This window comes from Desulfovibrio sp., assembly GCF_018379785.1.
GTDB lineage: Bacteria > Desulfobacterota > Desulfovibrionia > Desulfovibrionales > Desulfovibrionaceae > Desulfovibrio.
In genome coordinates this window covers 1-23,047 of sequence record NZ_JAGZUV010000056.1, presented here as the reverse complement: position 1 = coordinate 23,047, position 23,047 = coordinate 1, and the positions used below count along the sequence as shown (strand labels likewise).

12 protein-coding genes are annotated in these 23,047 nt (G+C 62.1%); 3 read left to right on the top strand and 9 right to left on the bottom strand.

The annotated features are described in order from the left end of the window. Positions 1-6: 6 nt before the first annotated feature. Positions 7-4,995, top strand: a complete 4,989-nt coding sequence (locus KH208_RS11565) for an EAL domain-containing protein (protein ID WP_291436433.1) — start codon at positions 7-9, stop codon at positions 4,993-4,995. Positions 4,996-5,128: 133 nt separating this feature from the next. Here the strand turns inward: KH208_RS11565 and KH208_RS11560 are convergent, their stop codons facing one another. The 6 genes from KH208_RS11560 to KH208_RS11535 all read right to left on the bottom strand — a co-directional run bounded on the left by KH208_RS11560 (position 5,129) and on the right by KH208_RS11535 (position 17,378). Beyond that, entirely contained in the window at positions 5,129-6,376 is a 1,248-nt protein-coding gene (locus tag KH208_RS11560; protein ID WP_291436431.1) for a glycosyltransferase, read from the bottom strand. A 9-nt stretch (positions 6,377-6,385) separates the two neighbouring features. Then, positions 6,386-8,611 (bottom strand): HD domain-containing phosphohydrolase, encoded by a 2,226-nt coding sequence (locus KH208_RS11555; protein ID WP_291436428.1) that lies wholly within the window; start codon positions 8,609-8,611, stop codon positions 6,386-6,388. A 22-nt stretch (positions 8,612-8,633) separates the two neighbouring features. After that, positions 8,634-10,730 (bottom strand): HlyD family type I secretion periplasmic adaptor subunit, encoded by a 2,097-nt coding sequence (locus KH208_RS11550; RefSeq protein WP_291436426.1) that lies wholly within the window; start codon positions 10,728-10,730, stop codon positions 8,634-8,636. 1 nt (position 10,731) lies between these two features. After that, positions 10,732-13,410, bottom strand: coding sequence for a type I secretion system permease/ATPase (locus KH208_RS11545; RefSeq protein ID WP_291436424.1), 2,679 nt, complete (start codon positions 13,408-13,410; stop codon positions 10,732-10,734). Positions 13,411-13,938: 528 nt separating this feature from the next. After that, positions 13,939-15,342 (bottom strand): TolC family outer membrane protein, encoded by a 1,404-nt coding sequence (locus KH208_RS11540; protein ID WP_291436423.1) that lies wholly within the window; start codon positions 15,340-15,342, stop codon positions 13,939-13,941. Positions 15,343-16,295: 953 nt separating this feature from the next. Beyond that, positions 16,296-17,378 (bottom strand): HD domain-containing phosphohydrolase, encoded by a 1,083-nt coding sequence (locus KH208_RS11535; protein WP_291436421.1) that lies wholly within the window; start codon positions 17,376-17,378, stop codon positions 16,296-16,298. Between the two features lie 133 nt (positions 17,379-17,511). Here KH208_RS11535 and KH208_RS11530 point away from each other — a divergent pair, with 133 nt between their 5' ends. Then, positions 17,512-17,868 (top strand): helix-turn-helix transcriptional regulator, encoded by a 357-nt coding sequence (locus KH208_RS11530; protein ID WP_291436419.1) that lies wholly within the window; start codon positions 17,512-17,514, stop codon positions 17,866-17,868. A gap of 24 nt (positions 17,869-17,892) precedes the next feature. Here the strand turns inward: KH208_RS11530 and KH208_RS11525 are convergent, their stop codons facing one another. The 3 genes from KH208_RS11525 to KH208_RS11515 all read right to left on the bottom strand — a co-directional run bounded on the left by KH208_RS11525 (position 17,893) and on the right by KH208_RS11515 (position 21,880). Beyond that, positions 17,893-20,364, bottom strand: a complete 2,472-nt coding sequence (locus KH208_RS11525) for an ATP-binding protein (protein WP_291436444.1) — start codon at positions 20,362-20,364, stop codon at positions 17,893-17,895. A gap of 484 nt (positions 20,365-20,848) precedes the next feature. Next, entirely contained in the window at positions 20,849-21,259 is a 411-nt protein-coding gene (locus tag KH208_RS11520; protein WP_291436417.1) for an OsmC family protein, read from the bottom strand. A gap of 39 nt (positions 21,260-21,298) precedes the next feature. Continuing rightward, a complete protein-coding gene (locus KH208_RS11515; protein ID WP_291436416.1) occupies positions 21,299-21,880 on the bottom strand; it encodes a manganese efflux pump MntP family protein in 582 nt (193 codons plus the stop codon). Positions 21,881-21,964: 84 nt separating this feature from the next. Between KH208_RS11515 and KH208_RS11510 the strand changes: the two genes are divergently transcribed. Next, on the top strand, positions 21,965-22,963 hold the full coding sequence (locus KH208_RS11510) for a spidroin-2 (protein ID WP_291436414.1): 999 nt from the start codon (positions 21,965-21,967) through the stop codon (positions 22,961-22,963). The last annotated feature ends 84 nt before the right edge of the window (positions 22,964-23,047 follow it).

Below are 23,047 nucleotides of genomic sequence, written 5' to 3'. Positions count from 1 at the left end.
ATTGACATGAAAATCCGGCTGTGGGGGACGCGAGGTTCCGTCCCCGTGTCCTCGCCGCAAATGACGCGTTACGGAGGCGACACGACCTGCATTGAAGTCAGGAGCGAATCAGGCGGCCGCCTGATTCTGGATGCCGGTACCGGCATCCACGCCTTGGGCGACAGCATGGATCATGAAATCCCCACGGATTGCACCATCTGTTTCAGCCACGCCCATTGGGACCACCTTCAGGGCCTGCCCCATTTCAAACCGCTTTACAATCCCAACTGGCGTTTGAACCTGCGCGGCCCCGTTCTTGCCGGGGACGTTCCTTTCTCCCAAAACCTGCTGGAAATCTTTGACGAAAAACATTTTCCCGTGCCCTGGCGCGAACTGCCCCGGCGGCCCATCCTGGAATTCACGCCCGGCGAGCAGTTCCAGGTGGACGACATGACGGTGAAGACCTGTCCCACCGCCCACCCCGGTTCCTGCGCGGCCTACCGCATTGAGGCCGACGGTTGGAGCTTCGTTTTTACCGGCGACCACGAATGCGGCGACAAGGGCGACAGCGAGGCCACAAAACGCCTGCTGGATTTCATGGCCGGAGCGGATGTGGCCCTGGTGGACGGGCATTATTTTCTCAAAGACTACCCCCTGCACCAGGGCTGGGGGCACAGCGCCCTGGAGCAGTGGCCCGCGCTCCTGGCCGGACGCGGCGTCAAACACCTGATCTACACCCATTACGACCCTTCCTACTGCGACAGAGAGCTGGATAAGGTTTTTGACGCCCTGCGTGAAAACTGCCGCCTCCCGATTTCCCTCCAGTTGGGCTGCCAGGGCATGCTGATCACGGCTGACGGCGGCGAAACGGAAGAACGGGAAGAAAGCCTGGAATCCATCAACTGCAAGCTCTGCGATTTCTTCCATCGCATTTCACACTTTTCCGACACCAACGTTGTTCTGGACAGCGTCCTGAATCAGGCCCGCGCCTTGAGCAACGCCGATGCGGGAACCATCTACCTGCTGGAAAACAACAGCCTGGTTTTTTCCTACGCGGCCAACGACACGCTGTTTCCAGGCTCGGAAGCCAACAAATACGCCTACCTTAACGCCAGCCTGCCCCTGGACACCGCTTCCATCGCCGGTTTCGTGGCCTGTACGGGCCGTGTCCTGAACATCCCGGACGTGCGCGCCATTCCCCGGAGCGAGCCCTATACCTTCAACGACGCCTTTGACCTTGCCACGGGATATCGCACGGTTTCCATGCTCACCGTGCCCTTTACGGACGTGCAGAACAGGATTCTCGGCGTCCTGCAATTGATCAACAGCGTAAAAAACGGCCGGATCCAGGCCTTCCCGCCCAACACGGTACGCTATGTGGGCCGCCTGGTGATGCTGGCCGGCAATTCCCTGGAACGGGCACGCCTGGCTAATGACCTGATTCTGCGCATGCTCAGGACGGCCTCGTTGCGCGACCCGCGCGAGACGGCCAGCCATGTGCGCCGGGTGGGGGCCATGGCCGCTGAAATCTACCACCGCTGGGCGGAAAAACACGGCCTGAGCGCCGAGGAAATCCGCGCGGCCAAGGGCCGTTTGCGCCTGGCGGCCATGCTCCATGACGTGGGCAAGGTGGGCATACCCGACGCCATCCTGAAAAAACCCGGCCGCCTCACGCCCGAGGAACGCAGAATCATGGAAAAGCATGCGGTCATGGGCGCCAGGCTGTTTGAAAACGCCACTCAGGATGTGGACATGCTGGCCCATACCATCGCCCTGCACCACCACCAGAAATGGAACGGCTCAGGCTATACCGGTTCGGACAAGCATCCCCTGCTGTCCGGTACGGACATCCCCCTGGAAGCCCGGATCACGGCCATTGCCGACGTCTATGACGCGCTTATTTCCCGGCGTTGCTACAAGGAAGCCTGGGATGTAAAAGACGCTCTAGACATTCTGCGCAACGACTCGGGAAGCCATTTCGACCCGGAACTGGTGGATGTCTTCATGGAAATCCACGACGTGATTACCGCCATCTGCAAGCGGAGAGAGGGAGAGAGAGAGAGAGAGAGAGAGAGAGAGAGAGAGAGAGAGAGAGAGAGAGAGCATCGTGAAGAGAGCCAGCATATGACGTCTCTCTTTTCGCGCATTCTGAGCGTGCTTCTGACCATCTGTTTTCTGTCGGATCCTCTCTCCTTGCGCGCCATGGAAGGCACGGAAACGGCCCGCGTCGGCTATTACGAAGACGGCGACTATATGCGCCGCACTCACAGCGGCGAGTATGTCGGCTTCAATTTTGAATATCTGCAGGAGATTTCCAAATTCAGCGGCCTGACCTACCAGGTGGTGGACGGCGTGAGTTGGGAACATACCCTGGAGATGCTGGAAAAAGGCGAAATCGACATCTTGCCCGCCGTGTACTACACGCCGGAACGGGCCAAAAAGATGCTTTTTTCCGAGCTGCCCATGCTGAGCCTGTACACCACGCTCAACGTCCGGGCGGACGACGGGCGTTACTCCTATGAGGACTTTCCCTCCTTCCGGGGCATGAAGGTGGGCATCATCGCCAACAGCAAGGACGGCGAAAAATTCCGCCAGTACTGCCGGGACAACGGCCTGGACCTGATCATTGTTCCCTATGCGGAAACCGCCGGCCTGCTTGACGCGCTGGCGGACAAAACCCTGGACGGCGTGGCCATCACCCACCTGGGCCGCAACAGCATTTTCCGCAGCGTGGCCCAGTTTTCGCCGGAGCCCATGTATATTGCCGTGGCCAAGGACCGGCCGGACCTGCTGGCCCGCATCAACAAGGCCATGAACATCATCGACCTGCGCGATCCCTATTACGCCATGCGCCTGCACGCCAAGTATTTTTCGGTCAGCACGGAGCAGAAACCCGTTTTTACCGAGCAGGAAGAGGCGTTCATCGCCGAGAAAAAAATCATCAAAGCCTCGTATGATCCCAGTTGGGCGCCTCTGGAATATACGGATCCCGCAACGGGCCGCTTTACCGGCGTGGTGGCGGACCTTTTCAAGCATATCGAGAGCGAGAGCGGCCTGCTCTTTGACTTTATACCGCTGCCCCAGCAGAAGGGTTTGGAAATGGCCGCCCAGGGCGAGATAGATGTGGTTTGCGTGCTGGACGGAGACTACCTCTGGAATGAACACTACAACCTCAATACCACCGGCGAATATCTGAGCAGCCCGGCCCTTCTGGTCCGCCCCCGGCAGGGAGGAGAGATCAGAACCATTGCCCTGCAGCGGGATTACTGGCTTTCCAAGAGCATCGCCGAGGAGAATCCCGGCAAAAAAATTCTGTATTGCGATTCCGTGAAAGAATGTTTCAATGCCCTGCTGGAAGGCAAGGCCGACGCCACCTACGCCAATGCCCATATCGTCAACTACCTGCGGGCCGAACCGCGTTACGCCACACTGAACGCGACGCCCCTGGGCAGATACACGAGCCAGTTGCGCATCGGCGTCTCCCGCCATGCCGATCCCCGCTTGTTCGCCATTCTGGACAAGTGCGTCCAGTACATCTCCATGGAAGAGATGGACGACCTGGTGCTGAAAAACACCATCAAGCCCCGCAGCATCCGCCTGCGGGATTTTGTGGCCGAGCATCCGGCGGAGGTCATCAGCGGCATTGTGGCCGTATTCGGCCTGATCATCCTGTTGCTGGCATACAGCCTGGCCATGAAATCCAGGCACAATGTGCAGATCCAATCCCTGCTCTACCGGGACCGGCTGACCGGCCTGGACAATATCGACAAGTTCTACGTGGAATGTAACCGCCTGCTGGCCGGTTCCAAAAATGAATACGCCCTGCTCTACGGCGACATCAGCCAGTTCAAAATCGTCAACGACAACTTCGGTTTTGCCGTGGGCGACGAACTCCTCCGCGCTTACGCGGCCATTCTGCGGGACAGCGTCGGCCAGGGCGAGCGTTGCGCGCGCGTTTCCGCCGACCACTTCATTCTGTTGCTGCGCTACCAAGGATGGGAACAACTGCTGGCGCGCACCAAAGACATGGCCCAGTCCCTGGACGTCTGGCGCTATGCCCAGGGCCTTCCCTACAAAATCGGCACGGTCTTCGGCGTCTATCTGGTGAACAAGACGGAAAAGCACAATATCCACCTCATGCTGGATCTGGCCAACTACGCCCGCAGAAACGCCAAACTGACCATGCGCGGCCCTCTGGTGCTCTATGACGAAAAAATGCGCCAGGACGCCCTGTTGCAGCAGGAATTGAGCGGGCACCTGGAAAGCGCCCTGGAACATGGCGAACTGACGGCGTGGTTCCAGCCCAAGGTGGACATGCCCAGCGGCGAAATTATCGGCAGCGAGGCGCTGGTGCGCTGGAATCACCCGGCGCGCGGTCTGCTCATGCCGGGCAGTTTCATGCCTCTGTTTGAGCGCAACGGCGCGGTGGTCCAGATCGACATCTACGTTTTTGAACAGGTCTGCAAGGCTCTGAGCCAGTGGAACAAGCAAGGCCTGCCTGTTCATCCGGTATCCTGCAATTTTTCCAGCCTGCATTTCGACCGGGCGGATTTTCCGCGACAACTGGCGGACATCGCCGCCCGTTATGAAGTGCCCCACGCGCTGCTGGAGGTGGAAATCACCGAAAGTTCCATCATGCGCAACCCGGAATCCGCCTGCGCCCAGATCATGCAGTTGAAGGAACGCGGCTTCCTGATTGCCATCGACGACTTTGGTTCCGGCTATTCCTCACTGGGCCAGATCCAGCAGATCATGGCCGACGTGCTCAAACTGGACCGCAGCTTTGTCCAGCGCAACATCCTCGGCGCGCGGGAGCAGATCGTGCTCAGCAATGTCATCCGCATGGCTACGGAACTGGGCATGTCGGTCATTTGCGAAGGCGTGGAAACCGGGGAGCAGGCGGATATCCTCATCCAGCTGGGCTGCCGCAACGCCCAGGGCTTTTTCTACGCCAAACCCATGCCCAGGCGGGATTTTGAACAGCTTCTGCAAAAAGGAGCCCGGCTGCCGGTATAAACATCATGGAGCCGTTCCGCCTTGAGCCTGGCGCGCGGGATGCCTCAATTGCCGCCGCCCGGCACGGATTTTTCCGAATCCGTGCCGGGCGGCTCAACGTTTCAAGGCAGACGCTTCCGGGCGAGGGAGATCATCAGGCGATTCCGTTCCGCGCGGCCATGCTTTCCAGAACCAAACTTCGCAGGCGTTCCACCTGGGCGGCGGCATCGTAGTCCCGCCGTACGGCGTTGCGCGCCTCCTGTCCGATAAAGGCCAGCCGGGGGGCGCGCGCCGCCACACCGGCCACGGTTTCGGCCATGGCCCGCGCATCCCAGAAATCGCAGAGAAAACCGTTGACCCCGTGGCGAAGCACTTCGCGCACGGGCGCGGTGTCCGATCCCACCACCAGGCCGCCGCAGGCCATGGCCTCCAGAATGCCGGTGGACAGCGCATATGGGGCCGTCAGATAGACGTGCACCGTGGAGGCCCGCAGCATCCGGCGGTACTCATTCAGCGGGCGCGGCCCCAGCAGATGCACACGGGCGCGGGCCTCGGGCGAAAGCGGCAGATCCTCGCGGCACCGGCACAGGGCTTCCGCCTCGCGCCGCCGGGTTTCCTCGCCGGAACGGCCGCCGTGGTTCCCCGGCGCGGGCCAGGCCACCAGCACGTGGCAGGCGGGACGCAATTCCAGCAGACGCGGCAGACAACGCACAAACTGCGCGAAACCACGTGCCGTGTCGTGCAGCGGGCCGGAAAAACTTATCAGTTCGCCCGCGTCGGCAAGATCAAGCCCGCCGCCCGCAAAACCCGCCACCGGCGCGGGCGAAAAAAAGGCCGTGTCCACGCCGCTGTGCAGTACCCGAAGGCCTTGCGCCAGAAATTCGGGATACTGGCTACGTTGCCATTCCGACGAGATCACCGCCAGATCCGCATCGCCCAGCGCATTGTATTCCCAGAGATTGCGCACCCTGGCCGGGGCGAAATCCGCCGGGGGACGGGGCCGCCCCCGGTTGAAGAAGCAATGGCTCTCCCCCTGGTTGTAAAACCAGTCCGCCCGCACCAAGTAGAAGGCTTCGGGAAAAATATCCCGCACATAGAGGCTGCCGCCCGCGGAAGACGAGGCACAGACCAGATCGGGCGCAAATCCGTCTTTGCGCAGGCCCAGCATGGCGTTGCCCGCCCTGGCCCCGCGCCGGAAACGGAGCACGGCCTCGCGCTCGGCCGGATCGTCGCCGGCGTGGCTGAGCGGCGGGGCCAGGCGCAGACGGCGCACGCCGGGCAGCCCTCCCTTCTGGCCGGTTTCGGACAGAAAGAGCACCGTGTTTTCCTGCTCGGTGCCGAAGCTGTGGGCCAGCAGCCGGAACGGGCCGGGAAAGGAACCGTGTAGAAATAGAATGCGCATATGGCCGCCTTATGTCGGAATGCCCCCCGCCCCATGCCGGGCGCTCTCTTCTCCCTCGCTGTTCCGGGCCCCGCCCTCCCCGCCGTCGCTCTTTTCATCGCGCAGCTTCTGCAAAAACTCCCGGCCCTGGCCGGTCTGCAAAAAGCCCTGCAGGGCACGCACCACCTGCGGATCGTATTTGCGGGGCGTCTCGTTGAGAATTGCCAGGGCCCGCTCCATACTGTGGGCCATGCGATAAGAACGCGGCCGCACCAAAGCGCAGAAGGTATTGGCCACGGCCAGGATGCGGGCGTTAAAGCAGATATGGTCGCCCTTGAGCCCGTCCGGATAGCCCGAACCGTCCAGGCGTTCATACATCTGACTGATGGCTTCCAGCACGGGCAGGCCGAAATCGATGCCGGTAAGGGCGCGCCGGGCGTATTCCACATGCCGCTGCAACTGGGCCCGTTCCTCGGCGGAAAGCGCGCCGGTCTTGGTCAGCAGTTCCCTGGGCAGCTGGATCATGCCGATCTGGGACAGGCTGGCCGCCGTGCGCAGGGTCGCCAGGGTTTCGGCGTCGTTGAGGCCCAGGCAGTAGGCCAGGGTCACGGAAAGCTGGGCCGTGAAGGTTGACTGGCCGCAGAGATAGGGGTCCACGGCTTCGATAGCCCGCACAAAGACCGCCACGGTCTGGGTGATCATATGCTGGGCGCGCTGCTGGGCCAGCACCAGTTCGGTGATGTCGCTGTACACCGAAACCACGCCCGACATCCGCCCCTTGTCGTCCCGGAAGGGAGAGCAGGCCGTCAGGAAGTGGCGCGTCCGCCCTTCCACGGGCAGGGCTTCGGTGAAGCTGGCCATGCCTTCCGTCTGGTTCACGGCCAGAGTATGCGTCACCAGGCTGCGGGCCAGATCCGGCGGCAACCGGCTGTGGGGCAGGCCGCGCAGTTGCTCCACGCTCAAGCCCGTCATCCGGGCGTAACTCTGGTTGACGTAGTAGATCACGCCGCTCAGGTCGTTGAGCACAATTCCCGCCGACAGTGCGGAATTCACCCCGTCCATGATCTGTTTCTGCTGGTTGACCACCAGATAGAGGCGGCGCATCTGGTCCGCCACGGCGCGTTCCTGGCGGCCTACCAGCCACCACCACAGGGCCACCAGTACGATGCCGGCCAAGGCCGTCACCAGTCCGGCGGCGATCAGCACGTTTTTGCGGAAAGCGGCGTACTGCGCCTCGGCCTGGGCCGCGTCCACGCCCTGCATGACCAGCCAGGGCATGCCCGGCACGGGCAGTGCCAGGGTGTAAGCCCGCACTTCCCCGCCCCTGGCCGTGGGCGCGTCACGCAGGCTCAGGGGCAGACGGCCGCCGTCCAGCCGCCAGCCGGGCAGATTCAGCGTGCCGGAGCGCGCGGCGGGATTGATGAGCTGCACGTCCTGCCGGTGGGTCTGAAGGATGCCGGAACTGAATATGCCGTCGTCGCCGGTGCGGATAATGGCCCTGGCCACGGGCAGCACATTGTAGGTAGCCACCAGGATGGAAACCACCCGTTCCCCCGAGGCGTCCACATAGAGGGGCGCGAAGACCGGAAAGGCCATGTCCATGACCAGCTCGCCCTCCTGGCGGCGCACGGGCAGCATGACGGGCCGCCGGGTCTGCAGCACGGTTGCCAGAAAGGAGCGCTGGTCCTCGCTGAACTGCGGCGCATCGGACGGAGCCAGATACACCTCAAGATTCGCGTTCAGCAGATACGCGCCCCAAAGGCTGTTCTTCTCGATAAAGTCCTTCAACTGTCTGAGCATCATGGGCAGACGCGGGGCCAGGCTGTCCAGAGGATCGGGATCGCCCGCGTAGCCGCCCGCTTCTGCCTGTTCCACAGAAATATCCGAGGGCGTTTCAGGCAGAATTTCCGGCGGCGGGACGTCATGTTCCGGCCGCTGGGCCAGTTCCAGCAATTTTTCCGCCGGGATCTTGGAGGCGTCCGCCTCGGCCGCGAACAGGCGCAGCAGATCCAGGCCGGTAAAGGCTTCCACCTGGCCCTTGAGCGTGCCGGACCAGACCGTGAGCAAAGCCACCTTGTTGCCCGCCTGGGTGCTCATGTCCTGTTCCATGTCCCGCAGCAGCCGCTTTTGGGAAGTCTGCAGAATCCAGTGCGAGGCCACGGCCGCGGCAACCGCCACCAGCGCCAGCAGCGCCAGCATGATCAGCGCGGTGCGCCGTTTGCGGCGCGAGCTTTGAGTTGAGGAATCCTGTGCCATGATGTTTTCCTTACGTAACGACTCAACGCTCTCGCAGGGCGTTCTGCTTGGCTTTCAGAATGGGCTTGAGCAGATAGTCGAGCACCGTCTTCTTGCCGATCAGAATGTCCGCGGTCACGATCATGCCGGGAATAATGGGCAACACTTCATTGTGGTAGGTGATGGCCGTCTTTTGCGTGCGCACCTTGACCAGGTAATGATAGTTGCCCTTCTTGTCTTCGATGGTGTCGGCGCTGATGGACTCCAGCTTGCCCTCCAGGCCGCCGTAAATGGAGAAATCATAGGCCGAAACCTTGACCATCACCTCCTGGCCGGGCCGCAGAAAGGCCACGTCCTTGGGACTGACCTTGGCTTCCACCAGCAGGGTGTCGTCCAGAGGCACAATGTCCATGATGGGTTCGCCGGGCTTGACCACACCGCCCACGGTATTGATGTAAATCTGCTTCACCGTGCCGCGCACCGGAGTACGCAGTTCCGTGCGGGTCACGCGGTCGCTGCCTGCGGCCAGCGTTTCGCGCAGGGAGTTCAGCTCCAGGCGGCGCTTGTTGATTTCCTCGGTGATGGCCGCGTTCTGCTCCGCCCTGCGCGAGGCGATGCGCTGCTTCGATTCCTCGGCAGCGGCCTGGGCCTTGGGAATGCTGGCCGCCAGCATGTCGATCTGCCCCTGGAGCTCCACGACTTTCTGTTGCAGGCCCAGATATTCCATGCGCGAAAAGTTGTTGCGCTGCACCAGGGCATAGGCCGTGTCGCGCTGCTCGATGGAGAGGGCCAGACTGCGGTCCAGCTGGGTCTTGCGGGCGACCTGCTCTTCCACATCGTGCCGCCGTTGCTCATACTGGGACTTGAGCACCTCGATTTCGGCATTGAGCTGGTTCTGGCGCGACTGCCAGGCGTTTTCCTGGTCGCGGATGATCTGCCGGGCGCGGGCCAGCGTGTTCTCGTCCACCTTGTGGCCGATGAGCTTGGCGGCCCAGTCCTGAAGATTTTCGGGAAAAACCGGCCGCTGATCCTTGAGTTCCGCTTCCAGGCGGGCAATAGCCAGACTGTTTTCCATGGCCTTGTTCACGGCGTCGCGGTAGGAGGATTCGGCCAGCTCATTGTCCAGTTGGGCCAGCACGTCGCCCTTGTCCACGATCTGACCTTCGCGCACCAGCACGGCGCGCAGAATGCCGCCTTCCAGGTTCTGGATGGTCTGGGTGCGTTGCGAGCCCACCACCTGGCCCTCGGCATGGGTTACCTCGTCGATCTTGGCAAAGGCCGCCCAGACCAGCAGGCAGGCGAACATCACGGCCACGGTGACCGAAAGGGCGCGCACGCCGAAACGCGGCCGCCGGGCCAGAGCGGCGTCCACCTCGCCGGCGAACTGGATGTCGTCGGGGGTGAGGCCATGCAGGGGCGCGTCCATGGCCGCGAATAAGCCCGCATTGGGACCGGAACCGGCTCCGGGATGGGAACCCGGCCCGGCTCCGGGCGTTCCGGGCCCGGCGGGCGCATCAGTTCCGTCCTCCCCGCCGGTCTCGCCGCTTTTGCCCTTGTGAAGCACGGCCTCGCGGATGGACTGGATCAGACTATGGTCCGGCCTTTGCTCATTCTCGTCGCCCACGAACAGGGCGCGCAGAAATGACAGCGCGCCGCCGCCCTTTGCCGTTGAGTCCTTGGCCCCGGCCAGAGCCAGGGCCGCAAGCTCATCCTCGGACGGCAGCATGGGTTCGGGCATGGGCGGAAGGCCGGTTCCAGGCTCAGAGCCCTGCGGGGCCGGGGGAGATGAAGCACTCTTCTCCGCCGCGCCGGGCATCAGCGGCATAACATCCGTCAGTTTTTGCGGAATTCCGCCTTCAGGAACGTCCAGCGGCGGTTCCGGCACGGAACCGCCCGGCTGCGGAGCCCATGCCGTCGGGGCAGGCTCCGCAGCCGGGGATTTTTCCTCTTTCCAGGCGGCAAGATCCGTGGCGCGCGCGGTACGTTCGTCCAGCATGGCGGCAAAAGGCGTAGCGGCGTCAGCCGCATGAGCCGCGCCGGGCATGGCGGGCATTTCCCCGCCGGGACGCGCCTCCGCCTGAGGACGGCGTTCTTCCTCCACGGGCGCCGGAGCATTCTTCTTACCGGAACTCAACTGCATCTCAGTTCTCCACCGGCCGCATCCGCGCGGGCCGTTCCCCGTTGCCGGCGGCGTTCATGCTTTGCCGGGAGCGCTCGCGCAGGCGTTGAAGCACCATGTCGCGCGGGCCGTCCATCTTGATCTGGCCGTTTTCCATAACGATAAGGCGTTCCACAATGCGCAGCATGGACAAGCGATGGGTGACCAGCACCACAGTGCGCCCGTCCATGACGGTTTGCAGGCGCTTCTGGAGCATCAGTTCGGAATCCGTGTCCATATTGCTGGTGGGTTCGTCCAGGATCAGCACTTCCGGATCGCGCACCAGGGCACGGGCCAGGGCCACGGACTGCCGCTGCCCGCCGGAAAGCGCCTTGCCCTGCTCGCCCACCTGGGCCGCGAAGCCGGCGGGATTGTTGCGTAAAAAGTCCGTCACCCCGGCCAGAGCCGCGGCGCGCAGAATCAGGTGATCGTTGATGGAGGGATCGCCCAGGGCAATATTGTCCCGCACGCTGCCGTAAAAAAGCACCACGTCCTGCGGCAGCACGCCCACCCTGCCCCGCAGGTCCGAGCTGGGAATCTGGCGGATGTCCACATCCCCGAATTTCACGGCCCCTTCCTTGGGCTGGTACAGGCCGATCAGCAACTTGGACAGCGTGCTCTTGCCCGAGCCCATAGGCCCGATGATGCCCACCCGTTCGCCCGGCTCGATGTGCAGGGAGACGCGGTCCAGAGCCAGCCGCTCGGAACGGGGATAGGCGAAGGAGACGTTCTCCATGGTGAAGGAAGGCCGCAGCATGCCGAAATCCATGCAGGTCCGCTCGGCCTGATTTTCCGACGGCAGCTCCATGAGCATGTCCAGAGCCTTGAGGGTCACGTGCGAATTCTGCATGCGGGTGAGCAGCGAAGCCATCTGGAGCAACGGAGCCATGGTCCGGCCCACCAGAATGTTGCAGCCGATGAGCGCGCCCATGGTCATCAGGCCGTCGGTGATCCGGTACACGCCCCAGACGATCATGGCCACGGTCACGATCTGGGTGATGAGCATGGAGGCCGTGATGGCCAGGTTATTGTATTTGCGGGCCTCGCTGGTGGATTTGGCCGAAAGGCCCACCACCGACTCCCAGAGCCGCTGCATGCGGCTTTCCGCCATGCAGGACTTGAGGGTTTCCAGACCGCCCACGATTTCCACCAGCAAGGCGTTTTTCTGCATGTTCTGCTTGTAGCTGGCTTCGGCGCACCGGCGGGAGCGGTGTTGCAGAAGCAGGCCCACGCCCAGCAGAATGGGGATGGCCGCGATGGGCAGGAAGACCAGCGGGCCGCCGATAAAACCGATCAACAGCAGAAAGATCACCAGAAACGGCAGGTCAATGCAGGCCAGCAGGCTGGACGAGCTGAAAAATTCGCGCAACTGCTCGAATTCACGCAAGTTGTTGACCATGGCCCCGGTGGATTCCGGTTTGGCGTCCAGCCGCATGGAAAGCACTTTGTCCACCAGACTGCTGGAGAGCACGATGTCCGCGTTGCGCCCGGCCACGTCCACAAAATGGGTGCGCAGGGAGGAGAGCAGGAAGTTGAACAGGTAGATGATCAGAATGCCCATGGCCAGCACCCAGAGCGTCTCCGTGGCGTTGTTGGGCACCACACGGTCGTAGACGTTCATGACAAAGAGCGGGCTGGCCACGGCGATGAGGTTGATGACCACGCTTGCCAGGGCCACATGGCGGTAAATGGGCGCGTAATAGCGCAACACGTCCCAGAACCAGCGCTTGCCCTTGGACAGGGTCAGCTTTTCCGCGCGCTCGTCGGGCGCGGCCTGGACGGCTGCAAAAAGGGCGTAACCGGAATATTCCTCCTTGAGGGCGGCCAGGGGCACGCTTTGCGCGCTGTCGCTGATTTCGGGAAAGATCACTTCCGCCGTGTCCCCGCGCAAGGCGGTGAGCACGCAGGAGCGGTCTTTGGTGAGCAGAAGAATGCAGGGCAGCACCAGGGAGGGGATGTCTTCCAGCACGGGGCGGAAGGCGATACGGCCCGAAAGCCCTGCCTTGCGCGCCGCGCGCAGGCAGGCCTGCGGCGTCACCCTGCTGCCGGTGAGTCCGGCCATCAGAAATTGCGGCGAAACCGCCTTGCCCCGCAGGCGCAAAAGCACGGACAGGCTGCGCAGCAGACCGGGCATGAAGTCCACATCCGAAGGGCGCAACGGCCCCATGGCCTTGCCCTTGGCCGGAGTCTCCGCCGAGTCGCGGGCGTCGGGAACATCAGGGGCAGCGGCATCCGGGACGGGCGGCGCGCCGGTCCCGCCGGAGTGGGGAGCGGCAGCCTTGCCGCTTGCGGCCGGAGGGGCTTTGGGCTCCTCACCGGAAGCCGGGGCGGCCTTGCCCGCCACAGCGGAACGCGCCCGCAGGGCTGAAGCGACGGATCCCGTAAGCGTGGCGGCATGCGGCGCGGCGGCCTGCCCGTCCTGATGCGGCGCGCCATGCGCATCATGCGTATCAGGGGAATCGGCGTGGCCGGAGACGGACCGCGACGCCTGATCCGAATGCGCCGCGCGGCTTGCCTGGTCCGCGTGATCCGTATGATTCCGGCGATTCGAGCTGTCGGGGTGTTCCGTGCGCGCCGGGTCGGTCCGGGGATTCTGTTCTTCAAGATTGCCGGGAACGGCGGAAGGCATCCGCCCGATGTGTGTCGTACTGGGCTTATCCATGATTTTTCCGTTGCTGTGGGGCAAAAGCCCGCGGGCTTTTGCGGAGCGGTGTTGTCGCCGCCCCATTGCCCCTGCCCGGAAGTGAAATCCATCCGCGCGGGGCAATGCTGATTCCGTCAACAACTCCGGCGGCCTGAACGCCGGAGGCAGTCAACCGCCAGAGCAGATTAACTTTGAGAATTGGCATTCTCAAAGTTGACGCTGCCCTCAGCCTATCGTTGCTGTCGTCATCCGTAGCGCTGCTGTCTTGATCCGTAACACGGCTTCGCCGTGAACGGCTCAAGCAAGCCGCCCAGCGGCAACGGCTGACGCGCGCCGGGAACGCGGTCCCGCCTTGGCTTCAGGCGCGGGCGTCCGCTTTCGCAGCCGCCGGAGCAAAGTGGCTTCTCAAAGTTACTTTGCTCTAAAAGCCTATCCCAAGGGGGGAGGCAGCACAAGCTCCCTTCCACGCATACGCCGCCATACGCGCACACGGGAAGGCCAAAACCGGATTCAGCCCGGCGCTGGCGCACCGGGCTGAATCCCCTCTTACTTAAACCAACCGGGCGCGAATGCCTCGCGCGGATCCTCGCGGTCCTCCGGAGGTTTTTGCCCCAGCGGCCCGGTGTTTATGGACATCTGCGGCAGCAGATTGCCGGTGAGCGCGCACAGTCTGTATGCGCCCACCAGGATATTGCCGCGCGCAGTTTCCGCCTGCGTGGATGAATTGTACAGCTCGCTTTCCGTGTCCAGCACGTCCAGCAGGCTGCGCTTGCCGATCTGGAACTGCTCCAGATAGGCGGTGCGGGTGTATTTGTTGTATTCAATGGCCTTGGAGTAGTGCTTGTACTGCTCCTGGGCGGCCTGATAGTTGGTCCAGGTGCTCTCGATATCCAGTTTGAGGTCGTCGATGTAATTGTACATCACCTGCCGCGACTGGCGGATGCGCGCCGAAGCGGCCTTCCGTTCGGCCAGGTCGGCCCCGCTGTTGAAAATGTTCCAACGCACGGTGCCCAGCACGTCGAAGCTGTAGATCCAGCGGTCACTGGAACCGCCCCGGTCTGTATAGTCCGGCCCGGCCTCCAGGTTAAAAGTGGGATAAAAGGCGGAATCCGCCAGCTCCCGTTCGGCCCGGGCGGCCCGGATATCCTTCATGTAGGCCGCCAGTTTGGGATTGTTCTTCTCAGCCAGATCAAAAACCGGCTCAGGGCCCTTGAATATCTCGGGCGGCATGGTCACCGGCGCGAGCTTGCCGAAGGCCTGCATGCCTGTCAGCCGGGTATAGGTTTCCTCGGCCACCAGCAGGGAGGCCTTGGCTTCGGAAAGGCTCGACAAGGCGCGGGAAAGGCGCGATTGCGCCTGGCTCACGTCGGCCGCCGTATCCGCGCCCAGATTGGCGCGGTCCTGGGCCTGTCCCAGAATGGCCTTGTGCTGGGCCACGTTTTTCTCGGACAGGGCATAGATAGTGCGGCGGCGCAACAGGTCAATATGGGCAATGATGCCGTCCAGGGAAAGGGAGGTGGCGGTATCAAAAACCCGCTCTTTGACCGAATCCAGAGTGGATTGCGCGCTACGCACGCGCGAACGGGTGGCGAAGCCGTCCCAGATGGGCTGGACAAGCTTCGCGCTGACACCGGCCAGACCCCACATCTGCTCGTCCAGATTCTGGCCCCTGGTGGTGGAATCACTCAAAATGCTGCCGCCGGCCCGGCCGGTGACGTCAACGCGCGGGCCGAAACCGGCTTTGGCCCGGTCCACCTCATGCTCCAGCACCTGACGGTTTTCCAGCATGCCGCGCAGGCTGCGATGAGTGCGTAAAACGCCGTATACCGTGTCCTCGACGGTAATGGGTTGACCGGGAGGAGGCGGAGGGGGGTAGGCGGCTTCCGCCGCCGCTACTGCTACGGGAAGCAACAGCGCCAAAACAGAGAGGGAGAAGGATAACAGTTTCACGGTTCACTCCAAATAAGGGAAAACAACCCCGTTGCGGCGTTTTCCCGCTGATGGCATGCCAGCCACTATGGCCCACATTACCGCCGGAACAGGCGGGGTCCGTCAATCCCGCGCCGGCAACGACATGCCATGCCACCGCCACTGTTTTTATGGCGGCCTGAACACTTATACGGCAAGTGCTGGGCTTAGCTTTAGCACAAACGGAATAAAAAAGTCCACAAATAGAAAAGTTTTTTCTCTAGAAAAGGTTTAGGGCAAAAGAATTTTTTTTCTAGAAAGAATGTGAATGCCGCTGCTCACAGTTTAAGCGATCAGCGCACCCCGGCAAAGTCATAACTACTTTGTGTTGAAGAAATATTGTATAAAAATAAAATATATTTTTTCTCAATATCAAGGCATACAGCGGAATTAACATTATAAATGTAAAACGGACAAGTATAAATAAGCTTATATATTTTATATCCATTTATAATTTAAAAAACTTTATTCCCCTAAAATCACTCCGAAATCATCATCCGCTCGAAGCAAATGCAGGCATAAAAAATAAATATATATTTTTATAGTATGATGACTCAATTTTTTAATTGACAGTAATGCAGGTAAAATGTAGATGCACACTATATTATAATTGCATATACAGCTCTGCATATATTCATATTCTATTTATCACATAAATAAATCAATATAATATTTATTTATTCATTAGGTATCACCAACACAAATGCCTATCGATAGAATATATGGGCAATGGCCGGTCACATTTATGTCCGGCTAAAAGACTGCCTCAAGCAAGGATTTCAAGAGGAAATGCGCCCCAATTACGCCATAAAGGCACGCTCGCGCCGAGCGTATAGCGGCGTACACGGATTGAGCCTGCGTCTTTGCGGCGAAACGCCGCTGACCGGACGGGGACGGCAAGGGGTCCACAGCGGCTAACCGATGCGCAAAATCGCTTATGCCCAGCTCCATTGGCCGCTCAAGGGAAAAACAGTCGTGATACGCTCAGCCCTTTGAACGCGAAAAGCATCCGGCCCGGCGGCATTCTCCGAGAAGGAACGCAACGGCCTGACCACGGGCTGCAGGGGCGTATCCGGGCTGTTTCCCACCACCACGGCGCGTCGGCCGCCGTCCGTTTCCACTACGCTGCCCACAGGGTACGCGCCCAGGCAACGGATGACATGTTCCAGCACATCCCGGTCAAAAGCGGCGCCGCCCAGGCAACGCAGACGCGCCAGAGCCAGATGCGGCGGCAGGGGTTCGCTGTGCGGATGAACACAGATCAGAGCGTCGTAATTGTCCGCCACGGCGAGAATTTTTCCCGCCAGGCTGATCCGTTCCCCGCTCAGGCCCACGGGATAGCCCGTGCCGTCAACCCGTTCGTGGTGTTCCGCAATGCCCCGCAATATTTCCCGGCACCGGACGTTGTGCGCCAGGCAGCCGAGGCCCAGCACAGGGTGCTGCCGCAAAGCGTCAGCGCCGCCTTCCGCCGGGGGCGTCAAAGGATGCGGGCAATCGGAAATATCCGGCAACAGGGCCATGCCCACATCGCAGAACATGGCGGACAAGCCGAGATTCCGCACCCGTTCCGGCGACAGTCCGAATTGGAGCCCGGTCAGGAGAGCAAGAATGGTGGTACGCACGCAATGGGCGGGTCTGTATTCCCCGTCAAGGTCGCCCATCATGACGCCGAGCAGGGCATTGTAATTCAGGCCCAGAACAACGGCCGTCTCGTCAAGCAGAGCCCGGGCCCGCTCCAGAGGCGGCTGCCGCGCCGTGTTGAATTCCCGCAGCATGTCGCCGCAAAAGGAGCGCAGGGCGTTGAAAACCCGTGAGGCCGCAAAATAGACCTTCTCCAATGGAAGTCTGGGGGGAATCTTGTCATAGCCCGGTGCGGGAGGCAGGCGGAAATCCTGCGCGGGAAAGCTCTTTTTCAGCACAATGACAGCAGTTGTTGATTGTTCGCCGCCGGGGCGCGGGCGCCCTTCCGGCACGGCACGGGGGCTGCCGCCGGAACCGGCGGGCGAAAAAAAACGCAACGCCGAAAATACGCCTTTTGTGCCGTTTTTTTTGCTAATACAGTTTTTAGATATAGTCAATACGTGTTTTAGTGCATTTTTTTTCACGCCTCCAACTGAAAGTATGCGTAAAAAGGATACGCAGGAGGTTCAGGTGTCCCAGGCGACTCGGAAATTAGCCAAACTGGTCGGAACCAACATTCAGGAACGGCGCAAAAAGCTGGGACTGACTCAGGAATGTCTGGCGGAAAAAATCGGCGTGGGCCAGCAGTCTCTTTCGCGTATGGAGCGTGGCGACATCGCCCCTAAGCTGGAGCGCCTGCCGGATGTGGCCGCCACCCTACGCTGCTCCGTGGCGGACCTTTTCCGCGCGTCGGGCGCGGACGACCATGCCCTGACGCGCGCGCTGGAGGACGCCCTGGCCGGTCTCAATACGCGGGAAAAGGAATATCTCGTAAGGATGACGGGCGATCTGGCCGCCCTGTTGCGGGAGGCCAGAAAGCCGGAATGAGGACGGACGGTTCCGGAAGGCGGATCACCCTTTGAGCCAGCGTTCGAGAACCGCGAACAGGCGACGCGGATCAATGGGCTTGGTCAGATGGTCGTTCATGCCGGCGGCCAGGCTTTTTTCCCAGTCCCCGCGCATGGCGTGGGCCGTTACGGCGATGATCGGCAGATCAGCGGGCAGGCCCGGCAGGGCGCGGATGCACCGGGTGGCCTCCAGGCCGTCCATCAACGGCATCTGAACGTCCATGAGAATCAGATCGTAGCGGTTCGCGGCGGCCTCCCGCACAGCGTCCGCGCCGTTGGCGGCAATGCCCACCTCCAGGCCCGCCTCGGCCAGAATGGCCGTGGCCACTTCCTGATTGATTTCATTATCTTCTACCACCAAAACGCGGCGGCCCGCCAGCTGGACGGCGGGCGCGGTCTCCCCGTCCGGCCAGACCGCAGCCGGAATAGCGGCGTCAGGCAGTTTAAAGGGCAGCTCAAAACAAAAAATGCTGCCACGGCCCGGTTCGCTGCTCACGCTGATCTTGCCGCCCATCATTTCCACCAGTTCCTTGCAGATCACCAGGCCCAGGCCCGTGCCGCCGTAGCGCCTGGTGATGGAGGTATCGGTCTGCGCAAAGGGTCGGAAAATACGCGCCACTTCCTCCCGGCTCATGCCGATGCCCGTATCGCGCACCTCAAACAGCGCCAGCAGGCTGTCTTCCCGGCGGTGTCGCGGAGATACCGATACCGCCACTTCTCCCCGCTCCGTGAACTTCACGGCATTGCTGACCAGGTTGATCAGCACCTGGCTCACCCGCAGCGCATCGCCCACCAGTTCTCCGGGCATATCCGGCGACGCCGCGACCGACAGGCGAATGCCTTTTTCCGCGGCGCGCACGCCGCCCACGTCCCGGATGCCGTCCAGCATGTCCGCAAGCGAAAAAGGCGCCGTTTCAACATCGAATTTGCCGGATTCAATTTTGGAAAAATCCAGAATATCGTTGATGATGTCCAACAGATTGTGGGCCGCCTGCCGGGTTTTGCCCAGATAGTCGCGCTGCTGCTCCGACAGACCGGTGTTCAGCAGCAGATGGCACATGCCCAGAACGGCGTTCATGGGCGTGCGGATTTCATGGCTCATGCGGGCCAGGAAATCGCTTTTGGCTCTGGTGCCCGCTTCCGCCTCATCCTTGGCCAGGCGCAACGCCCGGTTGAGCTCGCGCCGCCGGATGCTCGCGCCCAGCAGAATGCCCGACGCGCGCAGGGCTTCCTCTTCCGCGCCGTTCCACTGCCGTTCCCAATGGCAGTCGTCAAAGCCGATAAAGCCCCAGACGCCGCCGTCCAGCAAAATGGGCGTCACCAGCAGGGAAAGAACGCCCTGCGGTTCCAGGATTTCCCGCTCTTTCGGGGACATCCGGCGCACCAGGCCCGTTACGGCGCGGCCTTCGCTGAAAGCGCGCTGCCAGGTGGGCAACACGTCGTCATAGGAGACGTTTTTGAGCAGTTCCTCTTGCTGCCGGGGCCCCGCGCCGCCGGACCATTCATGGAGCTTGTCGCAGTAGAGGCGCCCGTCCTCGCCGACCCGGTTGGCCCAGACATAGGCCCTGTCCACCCTGGCCGCCGTGCCCAGAGCCGCCAGCATCCGGTAGGCCGTTCCGCCGATGTCCCCGTTGCCCTCGCCCACCAGCAGCATCTCGGCGGCCTTGTTGACCACCCGCAACAGGCTGTTGCTGTGCCGCAGGTCCTCGTTGCGTTTGCGCAGGGCCTCTTCCAGCCGCCGGATTTCGCGCAGTTCATAGACATAACCGGCAACATAGCACTCGCCCCGGATTTCCAGCCGCTCCAGCGAGACTTCCACGGGCATGGGATCGCCCGTGATGGTGCAGTGGGTCCACGGGAATTTGGCATGTCCCTCCATGAAAGCCTGCCGCAGTTTCTGCAAAATCGTCGCCTCGGAAGGACTTCCGTCACACTGGCGCTCCGGCGAAAGCTCAAAAAAGCGTTTCAGAAAATTTTGTTTGTCCGGCAGGCCGAATAAACGGACGGCCGCCTCATTGCAGTCCACGACGCGCATGTGGGCGTCCCAGAGACTGTAGGCTATGGGAGCGGCATCCAGGCACTGCCTGAGGCGCTCGCTGAGGGATTCGGAGGCATGGGCGCGGAAGGAAGTGACATCGTGCAGCATCAGCCAGCAGCAGAGCTCTCCGGCCATGCGGCGCATGACCAGACGCAGAAAAAAGAAACGCTCTTTCGCGCCGCCGCCCATCGCCAGCAGGGTTTCAGCCGCCCTTCCGGTCAGGGCCGTTTCCCAGGCGGCCTGGAAACTCTTCCGCTGCGGGCCGTTCAGAGCCGCGCCGAAGAAGCCGCCCACGGGAAAACGGTCCGCGCTGAAAGGCGGCGGCAGTTCCGGACCGGCGAAAAGCACGCGCTGTTCCATGTCCAGAATTACCAGAGGACAGGGAAAAAGGCGGAGCAGTTCCTCCGTGCCGGAATGCGCGCCGCGCAAAGACGTCATAGCCACCAGCCTTCTCGTAAACCGGTATGAACCGCGCCGCTTAGAGCATTTTCATTTTGAAATTGCTCTAACGCCGCACACGGTGCGGCGCGCCGCGAAGTGACGTGGATTCTGGTGAAAACCACGTTTTTCGCCAGAATGCCGACTTTGAAATTTGTAAAATTTCAAAGTTAATCTGCTCTAGGTTCAGGACTCATTAAACCGCCGTCCGCGAAAAGCTGAATTTTTTCGGACAGCAAGGCGCAAGGGAGAAATTGGACGAAGCTGTATTGAACACACCGCGAGGTCAATTTTTTTTGCAACGCCGCTGTACGGAAAAAGGCGGCTTTGCGGCAGGCACTTTTAATGAGGGCTGAGCCTAGGGCGGGTCAGCGGCATTCTTATCCGAGGATCATCACAGGAAAGGCCCGCTTTCCACTCCGGGCGCGCGACCCGGCCTCATCCGGAGGCCGGGTCGCCGTGGGAAAATCAAAGAAAACCCCGCCTACTGCCGCCAGATAAAACTGAAGATCTGATCCACGTCCGGATGCAGGCTCAGATGCACGGGGCAGGTTTGCGCGGCGCGTTCTATAACGGTTTTTTCCTTCTGGCTGTAGGGCCGGTCAGGCATGATGAAAACCACTTCCACCCTGCCGATGCGGCGCGGTTCCGTAACCATGGTCTTGGTGATTTCCATTTTCGCCCCGGTCACGTCCACGCCGTGATTCTGGCAGTACAGGCCGATGATGGTCATGGCGCAGGTGCCCAGCGCCGTGGCGCAGAGGTCCGTGGGCGAAAAGGCCTCGCCCTTGCCGTGATTGTCCACCGGAGCGTCGGTGATGATTTTCGTGCCGCTTTGATTATGCGTACATTCTACGCGCAGATCTCCCAGATACGTGGCGCTGATGGTAGCCATATGCGTTCTCCTTATGGTTGCAGGTCGGCGCAGGATCGTTCAGTCAAAGACGTGATGTTCACGTAAAATATTGCAGGCCACGGCCAGCAGGGTCAAACCGCCGAGCAGTTCGGCCCAGCCGTTCAGGGCGCAGAGCCGGGCCAGGGTTTTGCCCAGATAGACGCCGCAGGCCGTGATCAGGGCACAGACCGCGCCGATGAGCGCCGCGGGCCCCCAGATGGGCGTTTGCAGCAAGGCGAAGGACAGGCCCACGGCCAAGGCGTCAATGCTGGTGGCAACGCCCAGAATCAACAGATTGCGCCCGGCGGTGGGGTCCGTGGCGGGGCAGGAGGTCTCCCGGTGTTTCAGCGCCGCCAGGCCGGAACGGAGCATATTGCCGCCCACCCAGACCAGCAGGCCGAATGCGATCCAGTGGTCCCAGGCCTCCATATAGCCGCGCACGGACAGGCCCAGGGCCCAGCCCAGCACGGGCATCAGAAACTGAAATACGCCGAAACAGGCGGCCAGCCGGGCGTAATGACTGAGGCGCGGCGCGCGCACGGCGCAGCCCGTGGCCACGGCCACGGCAAAAGCATCCATGGACAGGGCCACGGCCAGCAGAAAAACAGTGTACAAAGGCATGCGTCATCCCCACGGCGCGTCGCGGCGCATCCATACAAATACGGGGAGAAGAGTATAGATAAAGCCTCGTCCGGGAGCAAGCCCGTGCTTGCGGACCGCCCCGTCACGGGGTACAAAACGCCCATGCACATTCTCCCATCCTGGCTCATCATCTGGCAATGGTGCAGCGGCCTGCTGCTCATCGGCGTGAACGCCGCGGCGGCCCTGCCTCTGATTACGGCGCTGACGTTGCTGATCGGACGGCGCGGCCGGGCCCGTTTCTGCGCTTACGGCGCGGGACTGCTGGCCCGCCTGGGTTTCGGCCTGTCCTGGCTGGGCCTGCCGGTCATGCTCGGCGGCCTGCTCAGCCTGTTGTACACCCTGCGCGACACGGGCTACGCGCCGGGCGCGCTCTCGCCCTGGACCCCGGTCATGCTGCCCTACAGCCTCACGCTGCTGCTCTGGCTGACCGGCATGCTCTGGGCCGGACTGCTCAGCCGCGCCTGCGCCCGCGCGCCCCTGCCCCCGGTCCGCCGCAGGCCGGAAGAGGACCGCTACACGGCGGGGGACGTCAAGGGCCGCCTGTGGCTCTGCGGGCTGGCCGGCCTGTGTTTCTTCGCCACCTGGATCAGCCGTTACTGGCCCTTCGCCGCCCTGCCGTCGGGCATGGATCTCGGCCAGGCGGCATCCGTTATCCTTGCCGACGCCCTGCACAACTATTTTATGGCCTTTGCCCCGGCCGGAGCCCTGGCCCTGCTCTTCCTGCTGCGCGCGCGGCGGAACGCGGCGGCCGCCGGTTTCGGCGAGGAAGAACTTGAGCGGGCCGCGCGCTGGTGCGCCCTCTGGGCCACAATCGGCTATATCCCCTTCTGCCTGGACCGCTGGGGTCTGGCCCTGGGCTACCTGTTGCGCGGCGCGGTGCCGGACCGGCTTATGCCCCAGATCTACGCCCTGATTCCGCTCACGGCGGCCATCGCCTGCTGGGGAGCGCTGCTGGCCATGTCCAGACCGCTGCGCCGGGCCTGGCTCATCGGCCTGGGGCTCATTCTGCTGGCGCTCAGGGAAAGCCTGCCCCATATCCTGCGGCTGGCGGGCCACGGATAGCAATGTCCCGCTTTCCGGAACAGCGAGGAAGGCGCGGCCTGTGCCGCGCCCCCGTTCTCTGCCTGGCCTGCGGAATTCTCTGGG

Excerpts from the sequence above, each read along its gene's own strand:
- KH208_RS11565 (WP_291436433.1), top strand. The coding sequence starts at position 7 with ATGAAAATCCGGCTGTGGGGGACGCGAGGTTCCGTCCCCGTGTCCTCG.
- KH208_RS11560 (WP_291436431.1), bottom strand. The coding sequence starts at position 6,376 with ATGCGCATTCTATTTCTACACGGTTCCTTTCCCGGCCCGTTCCGGCTG.
- KH208_RS11555 (WP_291436428.1), bottom strand. The coding sequence starts at position 8,611 with ATGGCACAGGATTCCTCAACTCAAAGCTCGCGCCGCAAACGGCGCACC.
- KH208_RS11550 (WP_291436426.1), bottom strand. The coding sequence starts at position 10,730 with ATGCAGTTGAGTTCCGGTAAGAAGAATGCTCCGGCGCCCGTGGAGGAA.
- KH208_RS11545 (WP_291436424.1), bottom strand. The coding sequence starts at position 13,410 with ATGGATAAGCCCAGTACGACACACATCGGGCGGATGCCTTCCGCCGTT.
- KH208_RS11525 (WP_291436444.1), bottom strand. The coding sequence starts at position 20,364 with ATGACGTCTTTGCGCGGCGCGCATTCCGGCACGGAGGAACTGCTCCGC.
- KH208_RS11520 (WP_291436417.1), bottom strand. The coding sequence starts at position 21,259 with ATGGCTACCATCAGCGCCACGTATCTGGGAGATCTGCGCGTAGAATGT.
- KH208_RS11515 (WP_291436416.1), bottom strand. The coding sequence starts at position 21,880 with ATGCCTTTGTACACTGTTTTTCTGCTGGCCGTGGCCCTGTCCATGGAT.